Source organism: Streptomyces afghaniensis, assembly GCF_044327915.1.
Classification (GTDB): Bacteria; Actinomycetota; Actinomycetes; order Streptomycetales; family Streptomycetaceae; genus Streptomyces; species Streptomyces afghaniensis.
Genome location: NZ_JBIRGJ010000010.1, coordinates 133,666 through 153,666, shown reverse-complemented (window position 1 = coordinate 153,666; position 20,001 = coordinate 133,666). Strand labels below are relative to the sequence as shown.

The window sequence follows — 20,001 nt, the reverse complement described above, 5'->3', positions numbered from 1 at the left end:
TCTCCCCGTAACAGTGCCATGCGCTTTTTCATTCCGAGACACCTGTTCCGACCAGCGAGACGATGTCGTCCCAGTAGCCGGGCATGGTCTCCCAGGGGTCCGTGCGGCCGCCCTGGTCCGTGTGGTCGGTGAACCAGATCGTCGCGGCGCCCGCCCAGCGGGCGATGCGCAGCGCCTCCCCCAGGTGCGGGCGGGGCACTCCGTGGACGAAGTGGCAGAAGCGCTCGGGCGGATGGTCGGCGGTCCACTCGGCCACCTGCGACCAGCGGTAGTCGCTCCACGGGCCGGAGAAGGTGACCAGCTGGTCGGCGAGCCGGGCGTAGCCCGGGTGCGGGTGGATGCCGTGACCGAGGACGATGTGGGCCTCGTCACGGATCACGCGGAGCGTGGCGACCGTGCGGCGTACCTCGGGCAACCCGGCGTGGTCGGCCGGACAGCGGTCCAGGAGGAAGCCGTCGACCTGGTACCAGTCGACGAACCGGTGGGCGTCGGAGATCAGCTCTCCGAAGTTCCGGGTGCCGTACCGGGTCTCGAGATGGCCCAGGACGCGGACACCGGCGTTGCGCAGGCGGCCGGCCGCCTCCAGGCAGTGCGGGTCGGGGCGGGCGCCGGGGCCGTCGGCCACGTTCAGGACCACCCAGTGCAGCGGGGTGCCGGGACGGGTGAGTTCGCCCCACTCGGTGGGGGCGAGGAGGGGGTGCGCGTAGCCGGGGACGCCGACGCCGGGGCGGAGTTCCGTGCCGGACGTGCGTGGCCGGGTGCTGGTCAGATGCGGCATGCCGCCTCCATCCAGATATCGGCGAGGGACTCCTCGAGGCCGATCCGGGGGCGCCAGCCGAGCCGGTCGCGGGCGGTGCGCACATCGGCCTGCTGCCAGCTGCCGCAGCCGTCCGGGTACGGGTACGCGACCGGAGGCGCGTGGTCCGGATCGGGTCGGGGGTGGCCGATGGCTTGGCGCAGGGCGCCGGGAGGGCCGTCGAGTTCGTGGAGCGCGCCGCCGTATCCGGCCACGCGGGCGAGGACCGCGGCGGCGTCGCGCAGGCGGACGGCACGGCCGGAGCCGATGTTGATGACGCCCTGCGCGGCGGAGAGCGAGGCGGCGTGGACGGCCCGGGCCACGTCCCGGACGTCGACGAAGTCGCGCTGCGCGCCGAGGCCGCCGAGTTTCAGTTCGCCGTCGCCGGACTGCATGGCGCGGCGCATGGCCTCGGCGAGCCGGCCCAGCGGGGAGCCGGCGGGGGTGCCGGGCCCGGCCGGTGAGAAGACGCGCAGGACGACGGCGTCCAGGCCGGAGCCAAGGACGAGTTCGGTGGCGGCGAGTTTGCTGACGCCGTACGGGCCGCCGGGCCGGGGGACGGCGTCCTCCGCCGTGGAGGAGCCGGGCTGGCTGGGGCCGTACTCGGCGCTGCACCCGATCTGCACCAGCCGGGCACCGCAGCCGCTGCGGCGCAGGGCTTCGCAGACGGTGGCCACGGCGACGGTGTTGTGGCGGGTGAGCTCGCGGGCACCTCCCCTGGTGGCGCCGGCGCAGTTGACGACGACGCCGGGGTGGACGGCGTCGAGGAAGCGGGTGAGGGCGCCGGGGCTGCCGGATGCGAGGTCGAAGCGGACGTCGGCGTCGTCGCCCCGGCCGAGGGCGGTGAGCTGCACGGCCGGGTCGGCGAGCAGGCGGTCGGCGACGAAGCGCCCGATGTAGCCGTTGGCTCCGATCAGCAGGACTCTCATCGCGCGGCTCCCGGGGCGGCCGGGGCTGCTGGGCGGGTGGTCATGCGGGTTCTCCTTGAGGCGGGAAGGGAGGGACGTGAGGGGTGCTGCCGGTGGCGACGGGGCCGGTGGCGGCGGGTCACCGGGAGGGCTCCGGCGGTGCGTGGGCCGAGGCCCTGGTCAGCTTGCGGGTCGCGTGGACCAAGAGGGCCAGGGCCGCCGTACCGCAGGCGAGGGCGGGGACGCTGCCGGCACCCCAGGTGGTGACGAGGGTTTCGACGGGGGTGGCCAGGAAGCCGCAGCCGGGGAGGCGGGAGGTGAAGACCGCGGCGAGGGCGGCCGCCTGGAGCGTGGCCGTGGCGGTGAGGACCACGGCCGGGGCGTAGGCGAATCCGTGGGTGGTGAGGAGGCGGGCCAGGAAGAGGAGGGCGCCCAGGGTGAGCGTCTCGGCGTGGGCCGCGGGCTCGTCGAGGACTGCGGCGCAGAGGGTTTGCAGGGCCGCCAGGGCGCCCAGGAACAGGGCGAACGTGCCGAGCAGGAGCGGTCGTACGGCGGCGGCGAAGTCCTCCAGGCCGCGGCTGGCCGCGAGTTTGCGGCGGGCACGCGCGGTGAAGAGGTGGGCGGTCCAGGCGGCGGGCGCGCAGGCCAGGGCGAGGGCCAGGACGGGGGCGGTGGTGAGGGGCCAGGGGCCGTCGGCCGTACCGGTGGGCAGGCTGTCGGGGCCTCCGGCGATGGCGCCGTCGAGCAGGCCGTTGCCCAGGAGGGCATAGGCCACGAGCCAGCTGGTCCGGGTCGTGGACCTGCCGGGGACTGTGCGGTCGGGTCTGCTCAGAGGGCCTCGGTGCAGGGCCGCGCGGATGGCCAGGGCCACGGCGAGGGTGCCGGCCGCCGCAGCGAACAGGCGCGACCGGCCGTGGGTGAGGTGCACGGCGGCCACGGCGGCGGCGCACAGCGTGCCCGGGAGGAGGGTCAGCAGGGCCCAGTCGGCGCGTGCCCGTGAAGCGGCGGGCGCTTCGGGCGGGGGTGCGTCCCCGTCCCGGGAGACCCGCGCGTACATCTCCTCCGCCAGGGAGAAGACGTCCCGGTGGCGAAAGCGGGCGGCGGTCCGGTCGGTGATGCCGTGCGCCTCCAGGCCCGCCGCGATCTCCAGGGGGTCCACCGCGCGTGCGCAGAGCTGCTGGTGACGGTGCATCAGCGCCTTCACGGGGTCGGCGGCACCACGGCGCGGGGTGGCGGGTTTGCGGTCGGCGGCCGTCTCGGGGGCGGGTGCGGGCGTGGTCGCGGGGCTCGGTGCCTGCTCCGAGCGGGCGGACCCCCGCGCCCCGGGTGCCTCCGGGCCGGTGGGGGTCTCCGGGCCGGTGGGGGTCTCCGGGCGGTCCAGTTCGCCCAAGCCGCTCATCGTGCTCCCTCCGGGGCGGCAGTGGTGGCGCGTACCGGTCTGGCCGTCGCCCAGCCGGGGCCGCCGCGGACGGCGAGGCTGGGTGACGGGGCGGCCCAGCGGAGCGGGACGTGGGCCTCGGCGGGTACGGCGAAGGGCAGCGGCGCCCCCGCTTCGTCGAGGACCACACGGCGGATCGGCGCGCGCGAGACCATCTCCAGGTAAATGCTGTGAAATGCCTCGATGTTCTGCTCGACCGTGAAGAGTTCGAGGGCACGGGCGCGGGCGGCGGCGCCCAGGCGGGCACGGCGCGCGGGGTCGCGCAGCAGCGCCACGCACGCCTCGGCGAGCGCCCGCGGGTTGCGCGGGGGTACGACGAGCCCGGTGCCGCCGATGACCTCCACGACCGCGCCCACGTCCGTCGACACCGTCACGCGTCCGCAGAGCATGGCCTCGACGAGGCTGACCGGGAAGCCCTCGACCACGCTGGAGAGGACGGTCACGGCCCCCGAGGCGTAGGCGTCGGCGAGGGAGGGGAGTTCGGGCCCGCCGATCTCCTCGAAGGACACCGGGTTGTCGCCGGTGGCGTGCGGACCGTCGGCCTCGTCGGGGAAGAGCTGGGCGGCCAGGGTCCGGCAGTGGCCGAGGTAGGCCGTGCCCTCGGAACCGGCCGGCGCTCCCACGATGCGCAGGCGTGTCTTCGGCTGCCGCTTGCGGATCTCCGCGAAGGCGTGCAGCAGCGAGACCAGGTCCTTGGCGGGCTCGACGCGTCCGACCCAGACGAGCGTGTCCGGGTCGGCGCACTCGGAGGACTCGCCGACCTCGGCGAAGGGCCGGGCGTCCATGCCGGGGTAGACCGTGCGGAGCTTCTCGCGGTCGGCGCCGCAGCGCTCCTGCCAGCGGCGGGCGTGCGTGTTGCCGGCTGTGACCACCTCGGCCCGGGCGTAGGCCTCGGCCGCGAGCCTGCCGTGGAAGGCCGCCAGCAGGGACCGTACGGCGGGTGGGGCGTCCGGGGCGGTGAGGTAGTGGGTGCGCAGGCGCACGCCGTACTCGGAGACCAGCAGGGGGACGCCGGTGAAGTGGCGGGCGAGCAGGCCCGGCAGGGCGGCCGGGCCGCCGGACGCGGCATGGCAGAGGTCGACCGCGCCGAGTCCGTCGTCCTCGTACCAGTCGAGGGAGAGGGGGCGCAGGGCGCGTTCCAGGTGTCCGGCCACGGCGAGCAGATCCGGTACGCGCGCCTCGCGCGCCGCGCGGTGGGCGCCGGGCGCACGACAGGCGCGTTCCAGTGTGCGCACGGCGGTCTCGGAGCGGATGACCCCCACCAGGCCACCCGCCTCGCGGGCGAGTTCGGCGAGCCCGTACAGAGCGTTGGCGAAACGGTCCGCCTCGTGGGTCGACACACCCTCGGAAGGCCTCTCGGAGGCGCCCGGTGTTCCCGCGGAAGCCCCCGGAGAGACGGCCGGCGCACCCCCGGACACCCCGCTCAGCACGGCTGCCAGTTCGCCGAAGCACTCGGTGAACCGCCGGCGCGCGCGACGCCCCAGGACCACGTCGTCGTCCTCGGCCGTCCACATCGGCGCGGTGCGCACCCTGCGGACGTTCGGCGGCAGCGGGATCCAGCCCTCGTCCTCCTGGTGCCGGCTGCGGCTGAGCGCGTGGACGTCGAACTCGTGCTGTCCGAGCCCGCGCACCAGCCGGTCGCACCAGAGCCTGGCGTCACCGCTCACATACGGATACCCACCCTCCGTAAGCAGTCCGATGCGCACGAGTGCACCCCCGATCTCCCGTATCAGGAGCCGCCATCGCCCGGCGGCTCGCAGCGGGACGAACGTATGCGGACAAGGCGGTGGCGGGGGGGGGCGGGGGGGGGGGCGGCCCCCCCAACCGGGGTCGGTGGGGACATTAACGAGGGGGGCGGGGTGAGGGGGGGCGCGGGCGGCGGGGGGCACCCCCTCCCAAGCCCGCGCACGCGCCCCCCCCCCGCCGGGGGGGGCGGCCGCGGCCCCGCGGCGGGGGCCGGGGGGGGGGGGGGGCGGGGGGGGGCCCCCCCCCCCCACCAAAAGGGGTGAACGGTCGTAACTTTCCCGTGCGGATCGCGTTCCGTCGCGCTAGGAGATCATTCGGACACGGATCGTCATGCCGCGGCCAACTCCCGTCGCTCCGCCCGGCGTCGCGCGGCGGCCTCCGGGTCGAGCGCCGGTACGGCGGCCAGCAGCTGCCTCGTGTACGGGTCCTGCGGCGACCCGTACACCTCGTCGACGGGCCCCTCCTCGACGATCCTGCCCTGCCGCATCACCGCGACCCGGTCGCTGACCTGGCGTACGACGGCCAGGTCGTGCGCGATGAAGACCAGCGCGAGGCCGAGTTCGCGTTGCAGCTCCCCGAGCAGGGCGACCACGTGCGCCTGAGTGGTGACGTCGAGGGCCGACACCGGCTCGTCACAGACGATGACGCGCGGGTCGGCCGCGAGGGCCCGGGCGATACCGACGCGTTGGCGCTGCCCGCCGCTGAACTCGTGCGGATAGCGGTCGTGGTGGGCCTTTTCGAGACCCACGCGCTCCAGCAGTTCCGCCACGCGCTCCCGGATGCGCCCCTCATCCCGCTCACCCCGCGCGCGCAGCGGGTCGGCGATGGACTCGCCCACGCTGCGGCGGGAGTTGAGGGAGGAGACGGGGTCCTGGAAGACCATCTGCACAGCAGGGTTCACGCCCGTGTGCGGGCGGCCTTCGTACCGGACCTCCCCCGCCGTCGGCTCCAGCAGCCCGACGAGCATGCGCCCCAGGGTGGTCTTGCCGCTGCCGCTCTCGCCGACGATGCCAAGGGTCTCGCCGCGGTGCAGGGTCAGCGACACGTCACGTACGGCCGTGAACGCCCGCTTCCCCCGCCCGAACTCGCGCCTGAGGCCGGTCGCCTCCAGGACGGCCTCCTCCGGGACGGCCTCCTCCCGGGCGGTCGCGCCGGCCCTTGGCGCGTCCAGCCGCGGCACCGCGGCCAGCAGCTCCCGGGTGTACGGCTGGGCCGGCGCGCCCAGCACGCTCGACACCGGGCCGTGCTCGACCGCCCGCCCGTGCCGCATCACCAGCACCTCGTCGACGCTCTCGGCGGCGACCCCCACGTCGTGCGTGACGAGCAGCAGGCCCATGCCGGTCTCCTCGCGCAGCGTGTGCAGCAGGTCGAGGACCTGGGCCTGGACGGTGACGTCGAGGGCGGTCGTCGGCTCGTCGGCGATCAGCAGACGGGGCTCGCAGGCCAGCGCCATGGCGATCAGGGCGCGCTGGCGCATGCCGCCGCTGAACTCGTGCGGCCGGGAGCGCGACCGCCGCGCCGCGTCCGCGATGCCGACCCGGTCGAGGACGTCGACCGCACGCGCGCGTGCCGCCCGCCGGGACACGCGCGCGTGGACGCGGTACACCTCGGCGATCTGGTCCCCGATCGCGTAGTAGGGATCGAGGGAGGACAGCGGATCCTGGAACACCATCGCGGCCTGCCCGCCGCGCAGCCGCCGCAACTCCTCGTCGGAGGCCCGCTGTACGTCGGTGCCGGCCACCTCGACCGAGCCCCCGACCCGCGCTCCCGTGCCGCGGTGCAGGCCGAGCAGGGCGGACGCCACGGTCGACTTGCCGGAGCCGGACTCGCCGACCAGGGCCAGGGCGGCGCCCTGTTCCAGCCGGAAGGAGAGGCCGTCGACGGCACGCAGCTCGCCGAAATCCACGCAGAGGCCGGTCACTTCGACCAGGCTCATGTCAGCACCACCCGTCGGTCGGCCACCGCGTACAGCACGTCCGCGACGGCGTTGGCGAGGACCACGAAGAATCCGATGACCAGGACCATGCCGACCACGACCGGCAGGTCGACCACGTTGATGGCATGGACGAGTTCCTGTCCGATGCCGGGCAGGCCGAACAGCGTCTCGGTGAGCACCGCGCCGCCGATCGCCGAGCCGACGTTGTTGGCGTTCAGCGCGATGACCGGCGCGAACGCCCCGCGCAGCGCGTGCCGCCCGACGATCGACCGTTCTCCGACGCCGTACGCACGAAAGGTGCGGATGTGATCCTCGGCCAGGGTCTCCAGCATCGACGCCCGGGTCAGCCGGGCGAACGCGGCGGCCTCGATGAGGGCCAGCGACAGCCAGGGCAGCAGCAGGTTCCACGCCCACTGTTCGGGGTCGTCGGTGAGGGCGACGTACTGCGGGAAGGGCAGCAGCCGCAGTTCCCCGCAGACGACGATCATCAGGACCAGCCCGATCACGAAGACCGGGGTGGCGGTGCCGGCGAGGGTGACGCCGGTCAGCACCCGCTCGGAGAACCGCCCGCGCTGCCATGCGGAGAGCACGCCGGTCCCGACGCCGAGGAGCAGCCAGAGCACCATCGCGCCCGACACCAGGGACAGACTGACCGGGAGCTTCGCCCAGATCAGCCGCGTGACCTGCTGGTCGCTCTGGTACGACAGGCCGAGGCAGGGCGCGGAGCAGTGCTGCACGGACGTACCCGTCGAGTAGTCCTGGCCGGCGACGAGGCCCTGGAGGAAGTGCCAGTACCGCAGGAACAGCGGGTCGTCGAGGTTCAGTTGACGGGCGACCTGGTGGACCTGTTCCGGTGAGCAGCGCGGGCCGCAGGTGATCTGGGCGACGTTGCCGGGAGTGGCGTAGAAGACGATGTAGACGATCACCGAGATGGCGAGCAGGGTGACCGCGGCGCCGACGGTCCGGCGCAGGACGAAACCGGTGAAGCCGTTCATGCCCTGCCTCCCTCGGCCACCTTGGACTCCCTCCTGCGTCCCGTCCCGACGCGCAGTCGGGAGGCCGCGCGGGGGTCCAGGGCGATGCGGACCCCGTCGCCGAGGACCGTGAGGGCGAACACCGTGACGAACAGCGCGCCCGCGGGCAGCAGCAGGTACTGCGGGGCGGCCTGGTACCAGACGTCGGCGGCGGTGAGCATCTGCCCCCAGGAGGGCGTCGGCGGCTTCACGCCGACGCCGAGGAAGGACAGCGCGGCCTCGACGGTGATGTTCGACGGGACGAGCAGCGCGGCGTAGGTGATGACGGGAGCGGCGATCCCGGGCAGCAGCTCGCGGCGGGCGATGCTCCAGGTGCCCCAGCCGCTGAGCCGGGCCGCAAAGACGTGGTCGAGCTCCTTGAGGGTGAGCGTCTGGGCGCGCACGATCCGGGCGATGTTGCCCCAGCCGATGAGGCCGACGACGAGCGCGACCAGGACGGGCCGCGGAAAGCTCGACGGCACGATCGCGAGCAGCGCCAACGACATGATCATGAGCGGCATGGCGACGATGATGTCCGTGAACCGGCTCAACAGTTGATCAACCCATCGCTTCCCGAGCGCCGCCGCGACACCGAGGGTGATCCCGATGGCGACCTGCACGACGGTCGCCGCCAGCGCGACACCCAGCGACACGCGCGCGCCGTACGTCAGCCGTGCGAACAGGTCTCGCCCGGTCTGCGGTTCGACGCCGAGCCAGTGGTCGCCGCTGATGCCGCCGAGCGGCCCGACGGGCACGCCCCCGCGCGCGGAGTCCACCAAGGAGGGGTGGTAGGTGGTCGGGTCCTGGCCCTCGAGGGCGGTGAGCAGCGGCGCGGCGAGCGCGACCAGGACGAGCAGCGCGACGACTGCGGCCGCGACGAGGGCGGCGCGCTGGGTGCGCAGCCGCCGCCAGAACTGACGGGCCCCCGAGGCGACGGGGACGGAGGTGTCCGTCCCGGTCGCCCCGGTGGCGAGAAGTACCTCACTCACGGCGTCACTTCACCGCGACCTGCGAAATGTCCAGCACACCGGTCCAGTCGCTGATCACGATGTTCTTGACGTCCTCGCCGTACAGGCGCTTGTAGACGGGGTGGAACAGCGGGACGGTCAGGGCCTTCTCGCCGATCTTCTTGTCCAGCACCCCCCACCTCTTGGCGGCCTGGTCAAGATCCGTCAACTTGTTGATCGCGTCAATCTCGGCATTGACCGACTTGTCATTCAGCAGGCCGGTGTTGAAGTTCGCGCCGTCCCTGACGATCTGGCGGCCGTCGAAGATCGGGGCGAGGAAGGGACCGCCGGAGGGCCAGTCGGCGCCCCAGTGGGCGAGGAAGAAGCCCGGCTCGGTCTTCACGTCGTGGATCTTGTCGGAGTAGTCGTTCTCCTCCAGGCCCTGGAGCTTGACCGTGATGCCGGCCTTCTTCAGCGCGTCCTGGACGGCGGTCGCGATCTCCGGGCTGGTCTCGAAGTCCTTGGCGTTGGAGTGCGTCAGCGTGACGGTGAGCCCGTTCGGGTGGCCGGCCTCCTTCAGCAGCTGCCTGGCCTTGGCCGGGTCACCGGCCTTGCCCGCCGGGAAGAGGTCGTACGGCGTGTACCCGAAGGACTTCTGGTCCGGCAGGAAGGTGGTGGCGGGCTCGGCCAGCGCGGACCCGCCCGCGGCGTTGACCACGGACGACCGGTCGATGGCGTACGAGATCGCCTGCCGCACCCTGACGTCGTTGAACGGCTTGACGGACGGATTGAACGCGAGGTAGTTCGTGTAACCGAAGTGTCCCGTGCCGACACGCGAGGCGAGGTCCTTGTCGCCGCTGACCTTCGCCAGCTCGGCCGGGCCGAGGTTGGTGTCCGTGGTGACGGCGGCGGCGTCCGCTCCCTGGGACGCGGACAGCCGCTGGTTGATCACGGACGAGTCGAGCCCGGACCGTACGTCGATCCTGTCCGGGTAGGCCTTGCGTTCGATGTCGGTCGAGGCGGACCAGTGCGGGTTGCGCTCCAGGACCAGCCGCTCACCGTCGTTCTCGTTCCGCACCACCCGGTACGGCCCGGACGAGACCGGGTGCTCCTCGTACTTCGTGCCCGTGTCCTTGCTCTTCGGGACGGGCGCGAACTGCGTCTGCGTGGCGAGGTACGGGAACTCGCCCTCGGGCTTGTTCAGGTGGAAGACGATGGTCCGGTCGTCCGGCGTCTCGATCGCGTCGAGGCCCTTCTTGTCCTTGTACGGGCCCTGGTAGTCGGCGGCACCGACCAGCCAGTCCCGCAGGTAGGGGGCGCCGCCGGAGAGCTCGGGGGCGAAGGAGCGCTCGATGCCGTACTTGATGTCGGCCGAGGTGATCGGCGTGCCGTCCTCGTACGTGAGCCCCTTCTTCAGGGTGTACGTCCACACCGTCGCGTTCTTGCTGGGGCGCCCGGTGTCGGTGGCGAGGTCGGGGACGACCTTCGCGCCGGCCGCGCCGTTCTCGCGGTTGCGGGTGGTGAGCGTACGGAAGACCAGGGACGGGACGTTGCCGCCGCCGGAGGTGTACAGGCGCGCCGGGTCGAAGTCCTGCTGGGCGTTGGCGTTCAGGACGGTGAGGGTGCCGCCCTTGTGAGGCGTGGAGTCGCCGCCGACGCCCCTGGCATCGTTGTCCTCCGGGCCGCAGGCGGCGGCACCCGCTGCCAGGACCAGGCTGACGGATGCCGCGGCCACGCGGCGCGCTGTGACGGACGGTTGGCGCATCGGAATGACGACCTCTCGGATGATGTCTCGGATCACGAGACGAATTGACGAAGGGTGAGACGAAGTTGGACACACGTCTGCCCGGGCGCCGGGTCGTCGAAGAAGCCGTGTCAGGGCCACGGATAACGTGACAGGCCACGGAGAACGTGACAGGTCACGGAGAAGGTGCGATTTCGCGACGCGCGCCTGGGGCGGGCGTCAGCAACAGTGGATGTCGGCCACGCAGAGCGGGGTCACGCCGATGAGCGCCAGCTCGATGGCGGCGCGAACGGAGACGTGACGGGACGACATGCGAGAAATATGAACGAACTTCCTGCGCATGTCAACGCGGTACGTGGGCCGGCCCCTGTGGCGCCTGTCAACTCCCGGGGTATGGCCAGGGGTTGGCGCGGCAGTGGATGCCGTCGTGGTCGAGGAACTTGGTCTGCTGCTGCATGACCGGGGCGAGGCCGCCGTCCTTGTCGCAGGTGACGTGGCCGTAGCCGAGGCGGTGGCCGACCTCGTGGTTGATCAGCATCTGCCGGTAGGCGTGGATCTCGTCGCCGTACGTCTCCGAGCCCTGCGCCCACCGGTAGGTGTTGATCATCACGCGCTCGGTGGCGGCCGAGTCGCAGGAGACGTTGTCCACGGTGGTGTCCAGACCGGACTTGGCGCACCAGTCGGCGGTCGTGCCCGGGCTGGCGAGCGTGATCACGAAGTCGGGCCTGCCGGAGTAGATCCGCTCGAAGGTACGCGCGCCGTTGTGGGCCCAGCTGCGCTGGTCGTTGAGCGTCTTCTGCACGGCCTCGGCGAACAGTTCGGCGTCGAGCCCGAGCCCCTGCTCCACGTCCACGCGATAGGTGAACTTCTGCCCCGTACCCGGCCCCTGGGCGATGCCGGGCACGGCGTCGAACTTCCCCGAGCCCTTGAGCTTGGCACCGAGCGGGTACGTCCTGCCCATCTTCTCGTCGTACGTCAGCGGCTTCGCGCCGGGGTCCGGCACGGGCGCCCGACCGTCCGCGCGGGACGAGGAGTCCCGGAGGTCGCGGGCCCGGTCGGTGGCGGACTGCGACTGCACGCCGGAGCCGCCGGGGTCGTCGGTGACCTGACCGGCGACGATCACGGCCAGCACGGTGGTGACGGCGGCGGCCGCGATGCCGGTGAAGGTACGGCCCTTGGCGCCCTTGACCGGGGCGGGCGTGCCCGTGGGCGCCACGTCGTCGTCATCATCGTCATCGTCGGAGCGGATTCCGGCCGGGGCGCCGGCGTTCCAGTCCGAGACGGAGGCGTAGGCGTCCGCCGCGTGTGCGGAGGCGGGCGTACGGGGTCCGAAGACGTCGTCCTCCTCGTCGAAGGCGTCGAGATACTCCTGCCGCGGCCCGGGCCCGGAAGCCCGTCGCTGCCGCGGTATGGGAGCACCGCCACCGCCACCGCCCCTCAACTCGCCCCATCCACCCCCGGATTCGCGCTGCTCGGGATGCCCTCCCCGGGCTTGGGGGAACCCGTGCGCGGGCGTGCCGCCGGGAACCCTGGGCACCCCGCTCGCGGGGGTACCGTCCGGGAGCCGGGGAACACCATGCGCGGGAGTCCCGTCGGGAAACATCGGAATGCCGCGTGCCGGGGTCCCGTCGGGCAGCCGCGGAACACCATGCGCCGGCGTACCGTCCGGAAGCCGTCCACCTTGCCGGGGAGTCCCGTCGGGAAACCTCGGAACACCATGCGCCGGGGTCCCGTCGGGCAGCCGGGGAACACCCCGCGCCGGCGTACCGTCAGGAAAACGCGGCAGCCCGCGCGCCGGTGTGCCGTCGGGCAGGCGCGGAGCGCCGTGCACGGGCGTGCCGTCCGGCAACCAGCCGTCCGGAAGACGCGGCATCCCCTGCACAGGCGTGCCGTGCGCGGGCGTCCCGTACGCCGGCGTCCCGTCCACCGTCGCGGGCCGAGGCCCCGGCACCCGGCGCGGACCCGCACCCGGCTGCGGCCGGCCGCCCTGCGACGCGGCCCGGGGCGGGGCCGGCCGGCCGCCCGTGCGCGGGCTCGTGTCCGCTGCCTGGCCCTGACCCGGCTCCTGTCCCGGCCCGGTCCGGCCGTCCCGTACTGCGGTTGTGTCCGCGGTGTCGCCCTTGGCGACCGGCCCACGGCGGCTGTGGCGTCCCACGTCGCGCCTCAGCCCCCCATGCTCTCGTCGGTGCCTGCTTCGTCGACTGCCTTGTCCGTGCGAGCCCGCTCGGCTCGCCGTTCGCCCGACTCGCCCGCGTCTTCGAGGAGTTCACGGAACGCCATGGCCACCGTCTCCGGGTACTCCATCATGGCCACGTGCCCCGCGTCCGGCAACGTCACCAGCCGCGAGTCGCGATACGCCCGGGCCGCCTTCTGGGCCATCCGGAAGCCGACGAGTTGGTCACGCCCACCGTAGACGAGGAGGGTCGGCGCGAGCACGCGTTCGGCCTGGCGCCACAGTCCCTGCTGGCCACCCAGCGTGTACGCGTTGACGATCCCGCGCGCGGAACGCGTCATGGCGTCCCAGAAGTACGGCAGCCGCAGCCGCCGCTCCATCTCGTGCACGGCGTTGCTGAATCCTTCCGGCGTCACCCGCCCCGGATCCCCGTAACACAGCGCCATCACACCACGGACGCGCTGCTCCGCCGTCCACTCGCGGGTCAGCCGGGTGAAGAGCGGCGCGACACCGGGCACCGCCAGCAGCGCTGTGGGCACGGCGGTGCGCTGCACTCGGATTTCGGGCAGAGCGGGCGACACGAGCGTGAGCGTACGGACCAGATCGGGCCGTACCGCGGCGACACGGGTGGTGATGGCGCCACCGAGCGAGTTCCCGAACAGGTGCACGGGGCCGCGGCCGGTGGCGTCGAGGTAACGGATGACCGCGCGCGCGTGCCCCGTGACCGAGTAGTCGCCGTCGTCCGGCGGCGGGGAGTCGCCGAAGCCCGGCAGGTCGAGGGCCTCGCTGTCGACGACGTCGTCGAGCAGCGGCATCAGCGCCGACCAGTTCTGCGAGGAACCCCCGAGTCCGTGCACGTACAGCGCGGGAGCCAGCCCCTGGCGCGCGGGGGGCCTCGACCGCACCGTCAGCGTGACCCCGGGCAGCTCGACCGACCTGAGCCGCTCGCCCTCGGCGACCCTGACGGCCGCCACCTTCGGCAGCACATTGGCGGGCGGCACGAACGGCAGCTCGGTCGAAGACATGCGGCAATGTTACGAGACGATCACGTTATGGCTCATGTGTTCGCCGTCACAGGAATCGGCCATGTGGGGCGGGCACATGAGGCCGAGACGGGGAAGCCGCGGGGAAGGAAAGGCATCCGAGAACGGGGAGGCGCCTGGGAAAGGCAGGGCGGATGAGAAGCAGTCAACGGGATGCGCACTGCGTCACGTCCCGGACGCGGATCGCATAGCGTCCGGATCGGGTGTCTCCTAGGCTCGTAGAGAGGGCACCCGCGTGTGGCCCCTGCATTCCCAGGGACGTTCGTAGGAAGGGAGCCCAGCATGGCCGTAGACCCCACCGACCCGGAGACCTTCGAGGCCGAGGAGGCGTCTCAGACGCCGGAGATCGACGTCGAGGCCCCCGAGGTCGACGCAGCCGAGCAGCACACGGACGTCGCTCCGAACCGCGACGATCCGCTGACCGGTGTCGACCCGGACCGCGCCAATGAGGCCGACCTGGTGGAGCAGGCCCGGATCGTCTCTCTCGACGAGGACGACTACCGGTGACGTACGCCGCCGGGTGGCGAACGAGGAGCAGTACCGAGCCGCCGAGCAGGAAAGGAGCCGCATCTTGCCCGCTCTGCACCTGTTTGAAACTTTCTCAACCGCTTTCATAACCGTCCGGTCCGTGAAATTCTGCGTTCTCACCGCGCACATGACGGTTACCGAAAAGTACGATGGCGACGCGGCCAGATCCGCACGTGGACGACTATGGGAGGCGGCGTGACAGCCATCGAGCAGACAGAGGCGGTTCGCCCGCGGGGTACACGCCTGCCACGCCGTGCCCGACGGAACCAGCTCCTGGGCGCCGCCCAGGAGGTCTTCGTGGCCCAGGGCTACCACGCGGCCGCGATGGACGACATCGCCGAGCGCGCAGGCGTCAGCAAGCCGGTGCTCTACCAGCACTTCCCGGGCAAGCTCGACCTGTATCTCGCGCTGCTGGACCAGCACTGCGAGTCGCTCATCCAGGCCGTACGGAACGCGCTGGCGTCGACGACCGACAACAAGCAGCGGGTCCGGGCGACGATGGACGCCTACTTCGCGTACGTCGAGGACGACGGCGGCGCCTTCCGTCTGGTCTTCGAGTCGGACCTGACGAACGAGCCCGCCGTGCGCGAGCGCGTCGACAAGGTCACCAACGAGTGCGCGGAGGCGATCTGCGACGTCATCGCCGAGGACACGGGTCTGTCGCGCGCGGAGTCGATGCTGCTCGCCTCGGGCCTGGGCGGCCTCGCCCAGGTGGTGGCCCGGTCCTGGCTGCACAGCGACCGCAGCGTGCCGCGCGACCAGGCCGTACAGCTGCTCGCCTCGCTGGCGTGGCGCGGCATCGCGGGCTTCCCGCTGCACGGAACCGACCAGCAGCACCACTGACGGCCGCTTTGTTCCCGCCCGCTGTTCGCTCGTGGCGTTCTCGGGCGGAGCATGCCGGTCCCCTCACCGGGCTAATGTGTGCTGCGTACGGCGCGGAAGGTCGCGCACATCACTGACCGTCGGAGGGACATAGCCGTGGAGGTCAAGATCGGCGTGCAGCACGCGCCCCGCGAGATCGTTCTGGAGAGCGGTCAGAGTGCCGAGGAGGTCGAGCGGGCGGTGTCCGAGGCGCTGGCCGGGAAGTCGCCGCTGCTGACCCTCGTGGACGAGCACGGCCGCAAGGTCCTGGTCCCGGCCGACCGTCTCGCGTACATCGAGATCGGCGAGCCGGCCCCCCGCAAGGTGGGCTTCGGCGCTCTGTAGGCGCATGCGTGGACGGGGCGGGGCGGCTGTCGGCCGGCCCGCCCCGTTCGCGTTCCCGTTCACGTACGGCACACGGGTTCCTCCACGGATGGAGCACTGTTCACCTACAGAAGTGGGTTGGATTCCGCAGGTCAGGGGTAAGACGGGCTACGACCGATTTGGGCAGCCGGCCATGTGGGAGGGACCTCGACATGCTCCTGGAAGCGCTGAGTTCCGCGATTCTCGGCCTGGCTCTGTCATGGGCGGCCACGCATCGCCTGGCGCACCGGCTCCCGGCCCGCCCCCTGGTCCTGTCGACCGGCGTCGCAGGCGCCCTCTTCGGGGCATTCGTCATGCACAGCGCGCTGGAAGCCGGGCACCTGCTGGTGGTGCTGCTCGGCGCGGCGATCGTCTCGGTGGCCTCGCTGTCACTGCTGCTGCGCCCCGCGGGCCGCCTGCGCCGACGATCAGCGACGGCGTAGCCGGAGCCGTCAGACGCGCGGGGACCCGCGCGCCCGGCCGGCACCGGCCCGCAGCCGCGACACAGCGGCGGCGAGGGCCCGGGCCACGTCCACCTGCTGCTGGGCCAGCATGCGCGAAGCGCGACGCGATACGAGCGGAACGGCCTGCGCGAGCGCCACGCGACCGAAACCAGGTGCGCGAAGCGTCAGGCAGCCGAACCTGCCTGGGCGGGGAGCGCCACGCAGCCGAAACTGCCCGGGCGGGGAGCGCCACGCAGCCGAAACTGCCCGGGCGAGGAGCGCCACGCAGCCGAAACTGCCCGGGCGAGGAGCGCCACGCAGCCGAAACTGCCCGGGCGAGGAGCGCCACGCAGCCGATGCCCGGCGCGAAGCGGCCACCCAGCCGAACCTGCGCGACGCGGAGCGGCCATCCAGCCGGAACCGCGTGCGCGCAGCGTCAGGCAGCCGAAGCCACCGGCGCGAAGCACCACCCGGCCGAACCCTGCCCGGCGCGAAGCACCACCCGGCCGAACCCTGCCCGGCGCGGAGCGCCACCCAGCCCAAACCCCGTGCGCCCAGCCTCAGGCAGCCGAAGCCACCGGCGCGAAGCGCCACCCAGCCGAAACCACCCGGCGCGAAGCACCACCCTGCCAAGCCCTCCTGCGCGGAGCGCTACGCGGCCAAGCCCAGCGCGGCCATCCGCTTGGTGTGCGCCTCGGTGATCCGGGAGAACATCTTGCCGACCTCGGCGAGGTCGAAGCCGTCCGCGACACCGCCCACCAGCATGGTCGACAGCGCGTCCCGGTCGGCGACCACCCGCTGGGACTGCGACAGGGCCTCGCCCATCAGCCGTCGTGCCCACAGCGCGAGTCGCCCGCCGACCCGCGGGTCCGCGTCGATCGCGGCACGCACCTTCTCCACGGCGAAGCCGCCGTGCCCGGTGTCGTCGAGCACGGCCAGCACCAGACCGCGGGAGTCGGAGTCCAGCCGGGCCGCGACCTCCCGGTAGAAGTCGCTGGCGATGGAGTCGCCGACGTAGGCCTTGACGAGGCCCTCCAGCCAGTCCGAGGGGGCCGTCTGCTTGTGGAACCCGTCGTAGGCCGCGACGAACGGCTCCATCGCCCGCGTCGGCTCCTCCCCGATCTCGGCGAGCCGGTCGCGCAGCCTCTCGAAGTGGTGGAACTCGGCCGACGCCATCTTCGCCAGCTCCGCCTTGTCCTCCAGCGTCGGCGCCAGCTTGGCGTCCTCCGCGAGCCGCTCGAACGCCGCCAGCTCGCCGTACGCGAGCGCACCGAGCAGGTCCACGACCGCGGCGCGGTACTGCGGGTCGGCGGAGGCCGTCGCCCAGTCCCGGGCGGCGACTCCGGTGTGTTCGGCCGGGGTGGCGGTGGTGTCCGAGGCGTTCTCAGGCTTGTCAGAGCTCGTCATGAAGCGCACAATAGCCCGCCCGCCGGAAGGCGTAAGGCCCTGGTCAATCAGTGTGACGACGACTACGTGACCAAATCGGCCGTCGCGTGTGCGGGATTCCGGGGTATGGTGGTAATGCGCCTGCTGGTACGTCGACGTACCTCGACAGGCCGCACGTATGAGGATGCCCGGTCGGTGGCCCGATCGGCTCCGACCCGACAGCCTCCCCCGGCCGTCCGCCACAGTGCGTACGAGACCCGGAGGGGGACACCCTCAGCGGCATGAGCGCTAGAGCGTCGGCGCGGTCCCGTGCTCTACGGCCCGCCCGTAGGCAGCCGACGTCCCCGGCACGGTCCGACAAGACCCCCGCGCTCGCCTCGCGCCGCCCACACAGAAGAGGCAGCACCCTGACTACGACGTTCCGAGAGCTCGGAATCCTCCCCGAGACCGCCGAGGCCCTGGAGGCCGTCGGCATCACCACCGCCTTCCCCATCCAGGAGATGACGCTCCCCGTGGCCCTTTCGGGCTCGGACGTCATCGGCCAGGCCAAGACCGGCACCGGCAAGACGCTGGGCTTCGGCCTCCCGCTCCTCGAGCGCGTCACCGTCCCCGCCGACGTCGAGGCCGGACGCGCCAAGCCCGAGGACCTCACCGACGCCCCGCAGGCGCTCGTCGTCGTCCCCACGCGCGAGCTGTGCACGCAGGTCACCAACGACCTGCTGACCGCGGGCAAGGTGCGCAACGTGCGGGTCCTCGCGATCTACGGCGGCCGGGCCTACGAGCCGCAGGTCGAGGCCCTGAAGAAGGGCGTCGACGTGGTCGTCGGCACCCCGGGCCGGCTGCTCGACCTCGCCGGGCAGAAGAAGCTGAACCTGAAGCACGTCAGGTGTCTGGTCCTCGACGAGGCCGACGAAATGCTCGACCTGGGCTTCCTGCCCGACGTCGAGAAGATCATCAACATGCTGCCGGTCCGGCGCCAGACGATGCTGTTCTCGGCGACCATGCCGGGCGCGGTCATCGGACTGGCCCGCCGCTACATGTCGCAGCCCACGCACATCAGCGCCACGGCGCCGGACGACGCGGGCAAGACGGTCGCGAACACCGAGCAGTTCATCTACCGCGCGCACAACATGGACAAGCCCGAGATGGTCGCGCGCATCCTGCAGGCCGAGGGCCGCGGGCTGGTCATGGTCTTCTGCCGCACCAAGCGCACGGCGGCCGACCTCGCCGACCAGCTCAAGCAGCGCGGCTTCGCCTCCGGCGCGGTCCACGGCGACCTGGGCCAAGGCGCCCGCGAGCAGGCCCTGCGTGCCTTCCGCAACGGCAAGGTGGACGTGCTCGTCTGCACCGATGTCGCCGCGCGCGGCATCGACGTCGAGGGCGTCACGCACGTCATCAACTATCAGTCGCCGGAAGAGGAGAAGACGTACCTGCACCGCATCGGCCGTACGGGCCGCGCGGGCGCCAAGGGCATCGCGATCACGCTCGTCGACTGGGACGACATCCCGCGCTGGCAGCTGATCAACAAGGCGCTGGACCTGGGCTTCAACGACCCGCCGGAGACGTACTCCACCTCCCCGCACCTCTTCACCGACCTCGGCATCCCCGAGGGCACGAAGGGCGTCCTGCCGCGCTCGGAGCGCAAGCGCGCCGGGCTGGACGCGGAGGAGCTGGAGGACCTGGGCGAGACGGGCGGCCGGGGGCCGCGCGGACGCGCCGGCCGCGGTCGCGGCGGCCGGGACGAGTCCCCGTCGGCCGACCGCGAGCGTTCGGCCCGTACGCCGCGACGCCGTCGCCGTATGCGCGGCGGAACGCCGCTGGACGGCGCGCCGGAGTCCGCCGGCACCGCCGCTCCGGACACGACGGCCGCGAGCGGTTCCGCCGAGGCGGAGACCGTGACGGCTCCTCGCACCCCGCGTCGCCGTCGCCGCACCCGCGGCGGCGCCTCGGCAGCCGAGTCGGCGCCGGTCACGGCGATCGAGTCCCCCGCGTCCGCACCGGCGGAGAACGCCGTGGCGACGGCGGAGGGCACGAGCACGGAGGCGTCGAAGCCGCGCCGGCGCCGTACGCGCAGGTCGGAGGCGCCGGTGGAGACGCCGGCCGTGGAGACCGCGGTGACGCCGTCGGCTGCCGCGCAGACCCCGGCGGACGCGGATGCCGCAGCGGTCGTGGCCGCTCCGGTGACCGAACAGCCCGAGGCGCCTGCGGCCGCGCCGCGCCGCCGCACCCGCAGGACCACGGCCGCCTCCGCGGCCGAGCAGGCGGTCGGCACGGCCGAGGGGACCACCGAGTCCGCACCGGAGCCGACGGAGACGAAGCCGCGCCGCACCCGCAAGACGGCTGCCAGGTCCGAGGCCGCGGCTGAGGACGCCGTCGACACGGCCGAGACCGCCGAGGCCAAGCCCAGGCGTACCCGCAAGGCCACGGCAGCGACCGAGGACACCGCAGGCGAAGCCCAGGCCACCGAGCCCAAGCCCCGCCGCACGCGGAAGACCACCGCAGCAGCCGAGACCGCCGCCGACACCGCCGAAGGCACGGAGACCAAGCCGCGCCGTACGCGCAAGGCGACCACCGTCGCGGAGGACGCCGTCGACACGGCCGAGACCGCCGAGGCCAAGCCCAGGCGTACCCGCAAGGCCACGGCAGCGACCGAGGACACCGCAGGCGAAGCCCAGG

General features: G+C 72.8%; 17 protein-coding genes. 5 read left to right on the top strand and 12 right to left on the bottom strand.

Annotated features, from left to right (window positions below):
• Positions 1-28: 28 nt before the first annotated feature.
• The 11 genes from ACH4G3_RS35025 to ACH4G3_RS34975 all read right to left on the bottom strand — a co-directional run bounded on the left by ACH4G3_RS35025 (position 29) and on the right by ACH4G3_RS34975 (position 13,726).
• The gene (locus ACH4G3_RS35025) at positions 29-778 is read right to left on the bottom strand and encodes a spherulation-specific family 4 protein (RefSeq protein WP_397628261.1); all 750 of its coding nucleotides are present in this window, start codon (positions 776-778) and stop codon (positions 29-31) included.
• Entirely contained in the window at positions 766-1,725 is a 960-nt protein-coding gene (locus ACH4G3_RS35020; RefSeq protein WP_354741611.1) for an NAD-dependent epimerase/dehydratase family protein, read from the bottom strand. Before ACH4G3_RS35020 ends, ACH4G3_RS35025 begins: the two co-directional genes overlap by 13 nt.
• Positions 1,726-1,843: 118 nt before the next feature.
• A complete protein-coding gene (locus ACH4G3_RS35015) occupies positions 1,844-3,103 on the bottom strand; it encodes a hypothetical protein (RefSeq protein ID WP_397628260.1) in 1,260 nt (419 codons plus the stop codon).
• Positions 3,100-4,848: a DUF3492 domain-containing protein gene (locus tag ACH4G3_RS35010; protein ID WP_397628259.1), complete on the bottom strand. Its 1,749-nt coding sequence runs from the start codon at positions 4,846-4,848 to the stop codon at positions 3,100-3,102. The genes ACH4G3_RS35015 and ACH4G3_RS35010 overlap by 4 nt, the downstream gene beginning before the upstream one ends.
• Positions 4,849-5,216: 368 nt before the next feature.
• Positions 5,217-6,824 carry a dipeptide ABC transporter ATP-binding protein gene (locus tag ACH4G3_RS35005; RefSeq protein WP_397628258.1) on the bottom strand — a complete coding sequence of 536 codons (1,608 nt, stop codon included), beginning with the start codon at positions 6,822-6,824 and terminating at the stop codon, positions 5,217-5,219.
• Positions 6,821-7,819, bottom strand: coding sequence for an ABC transporter permease (locus ACH4G3_RS35000; RefSeq protein ID WP_397628257.1), 999 nt, complete (start codon positions 7,817-7,819; stop codon positions 6,821-6,823). The genes ACH4G3_RS35005 and ACH4G3_RS35000 overlap by 4 nt, the downstream gene beginning before the upstream one ends.
• Positions 7,816-8,826, bottom strand: a complete 1,011-nt coding sequence (locus tag ACH4G3_RS34995) for an ABC transporter permease (RefSeq protein WP_397628256.1) — start codon at positions 8,824-8,826, stop codon at positions 7,816-7,818. Before ACH4G3_RS34995 ends, ACH4G3_RS35000 begins: the two co-directional genes overlap by 4 nt.
• Positions 8,827-8,830: 4 nt before the next feature.
• Positions 8,831-10,549, bottom strand: a complete 1,719-nt coding sequence (locus ACH4G3_RS34990) for an ABC transporter substrate-binding protein (RefSeq protein WP_397628480.1) — start codon at positions 10,547-10,549, stop codon at positions 8,831-8,833.
• Between the two features lie 198 nt (positions 10,550-10,747).
• The gene (locus ACH4G3_RS34985) at positions 10,748-10,840 is read right to left on the bottom strand and encodes an Ms4533A family Cys-rich leader peptide (RefSeq protein ID WP_332836563.1); all 93 of its coding nucleotides are present in this window, start codon (positions 10,838-10,840) and stop codon (positions 10,748-10,750) included.
• Between the two features lie 67 nt (positions 10,841-10,907).
• A complete protein-coding gene (locus ACH4G3_RS34980) occupies positions 10,908-12,683 on the bottom strand; it encodes a DUF3152 domain-containing protein (protein ID WP_449657609.1) in 1,776 nt (591 codons plus the stop codon).
• Positions 12,684-12,691: 8 nt separating this feature from the next.
• Positions 12,692-13,726 carry an alpha/beta fold hydrolase gene (locus ACH4G3_RS34975; protein ID WP_397628254.1) on the bottom strand — a complete coding sequence of 345 codons (1,035 nt, stop codon included), beginning with the start codon at positions 13,724-13,726 and terminating at the stop codon, positions 12,692-12,694.
• A 300-nt stretch (positions 13,727-14,026) separates the two neighbouring features.
• On the opposite strand from ACH4G3_RS34975, the gene ACH4G3_RS34970 reads away from it, so the two are divergent.
• The 4 genes from ACH4G3_RS34970 to ACH4G3_RS34955 all read left to right on the top strand — a co-directional run bounded on the left by ACH4G3_RS34970 (position 14,027) and on the right by ACH4G3_RS34955 (position 15,939).
• On the top strand, positions 14,027-14,251 hold the full coding sequence (locus tag ACH4G3_RS34970; RefSeq protein ID WP_397628253.1) for a hypothetical protein: 225 nt from the start codon (positions 14,027-14,029) through the stop codon (positions 14,249-14,251).
• Positions 14,252-14,467: 216 nt separating this feature from the next.
• On the top strand, positions 14,468-15,115 hold the full coding sequence (locus ACH4G3_RS34965) for a TetR/AcrR family transcriptional regulator (protein ID WP_020269805.1): 648 nt from the start codon (positions 14,468-14,470) through the stop codon (positions 15,113-15,115).
• Between the two features lie 135 nt (positions 15,116-15,250).
• A complete protein-coding gene (locus ACH4G3_RS34960) occupies positions 15,251-15,478 on the top strand; it encodes a DUF3107 domain-containing protein (RefSeq protein WP_010047710.1) in 228 nt (75 codons plus the stop codon).
• Positions 15,479-15,669: 191 nt separating this feature from the next.
• Positions 15,670-15,939, top strand: a complete 270-nt coding sequence (locus ACH4G3_RS34955; RefSeq protein ID WP_397628252.1) for a hypothetical protein — start codon at positions 15,670-15,672, stop codon at positions 15,937-15,939.
• Between the two features lie 651 nt (positions 15,940-16,590).
• Here the strand turns inward: ACH4G3_RS34955 and ACH4G3_RS34950 are convergent.
• A complete protein-coding gene (locus ACH4G3_RS34950) occupies positions 16,591-17,346 on the bottom strand; it encodes a ferritin-like fold-containing protein (protein WP_208641468.1) in 756 nt (251 codons plus the stop codon).
• A gap of 260 nt (positions 17,347-17,606) precedes the next feature.
• Between ACH4G3_RS34950 and ACH4G3_RS34945 the strand changes: the two genes are divergently transcribed.
• Positions 17,607-20,001, top strand: a 2,395-nt coding sequence (locus ACH4G3_RS34945) for a DEAD/DEAH box helicase (RefSeq protein WP_397628251.1), incomplete at its 3' end; no start/stop codon positions are given.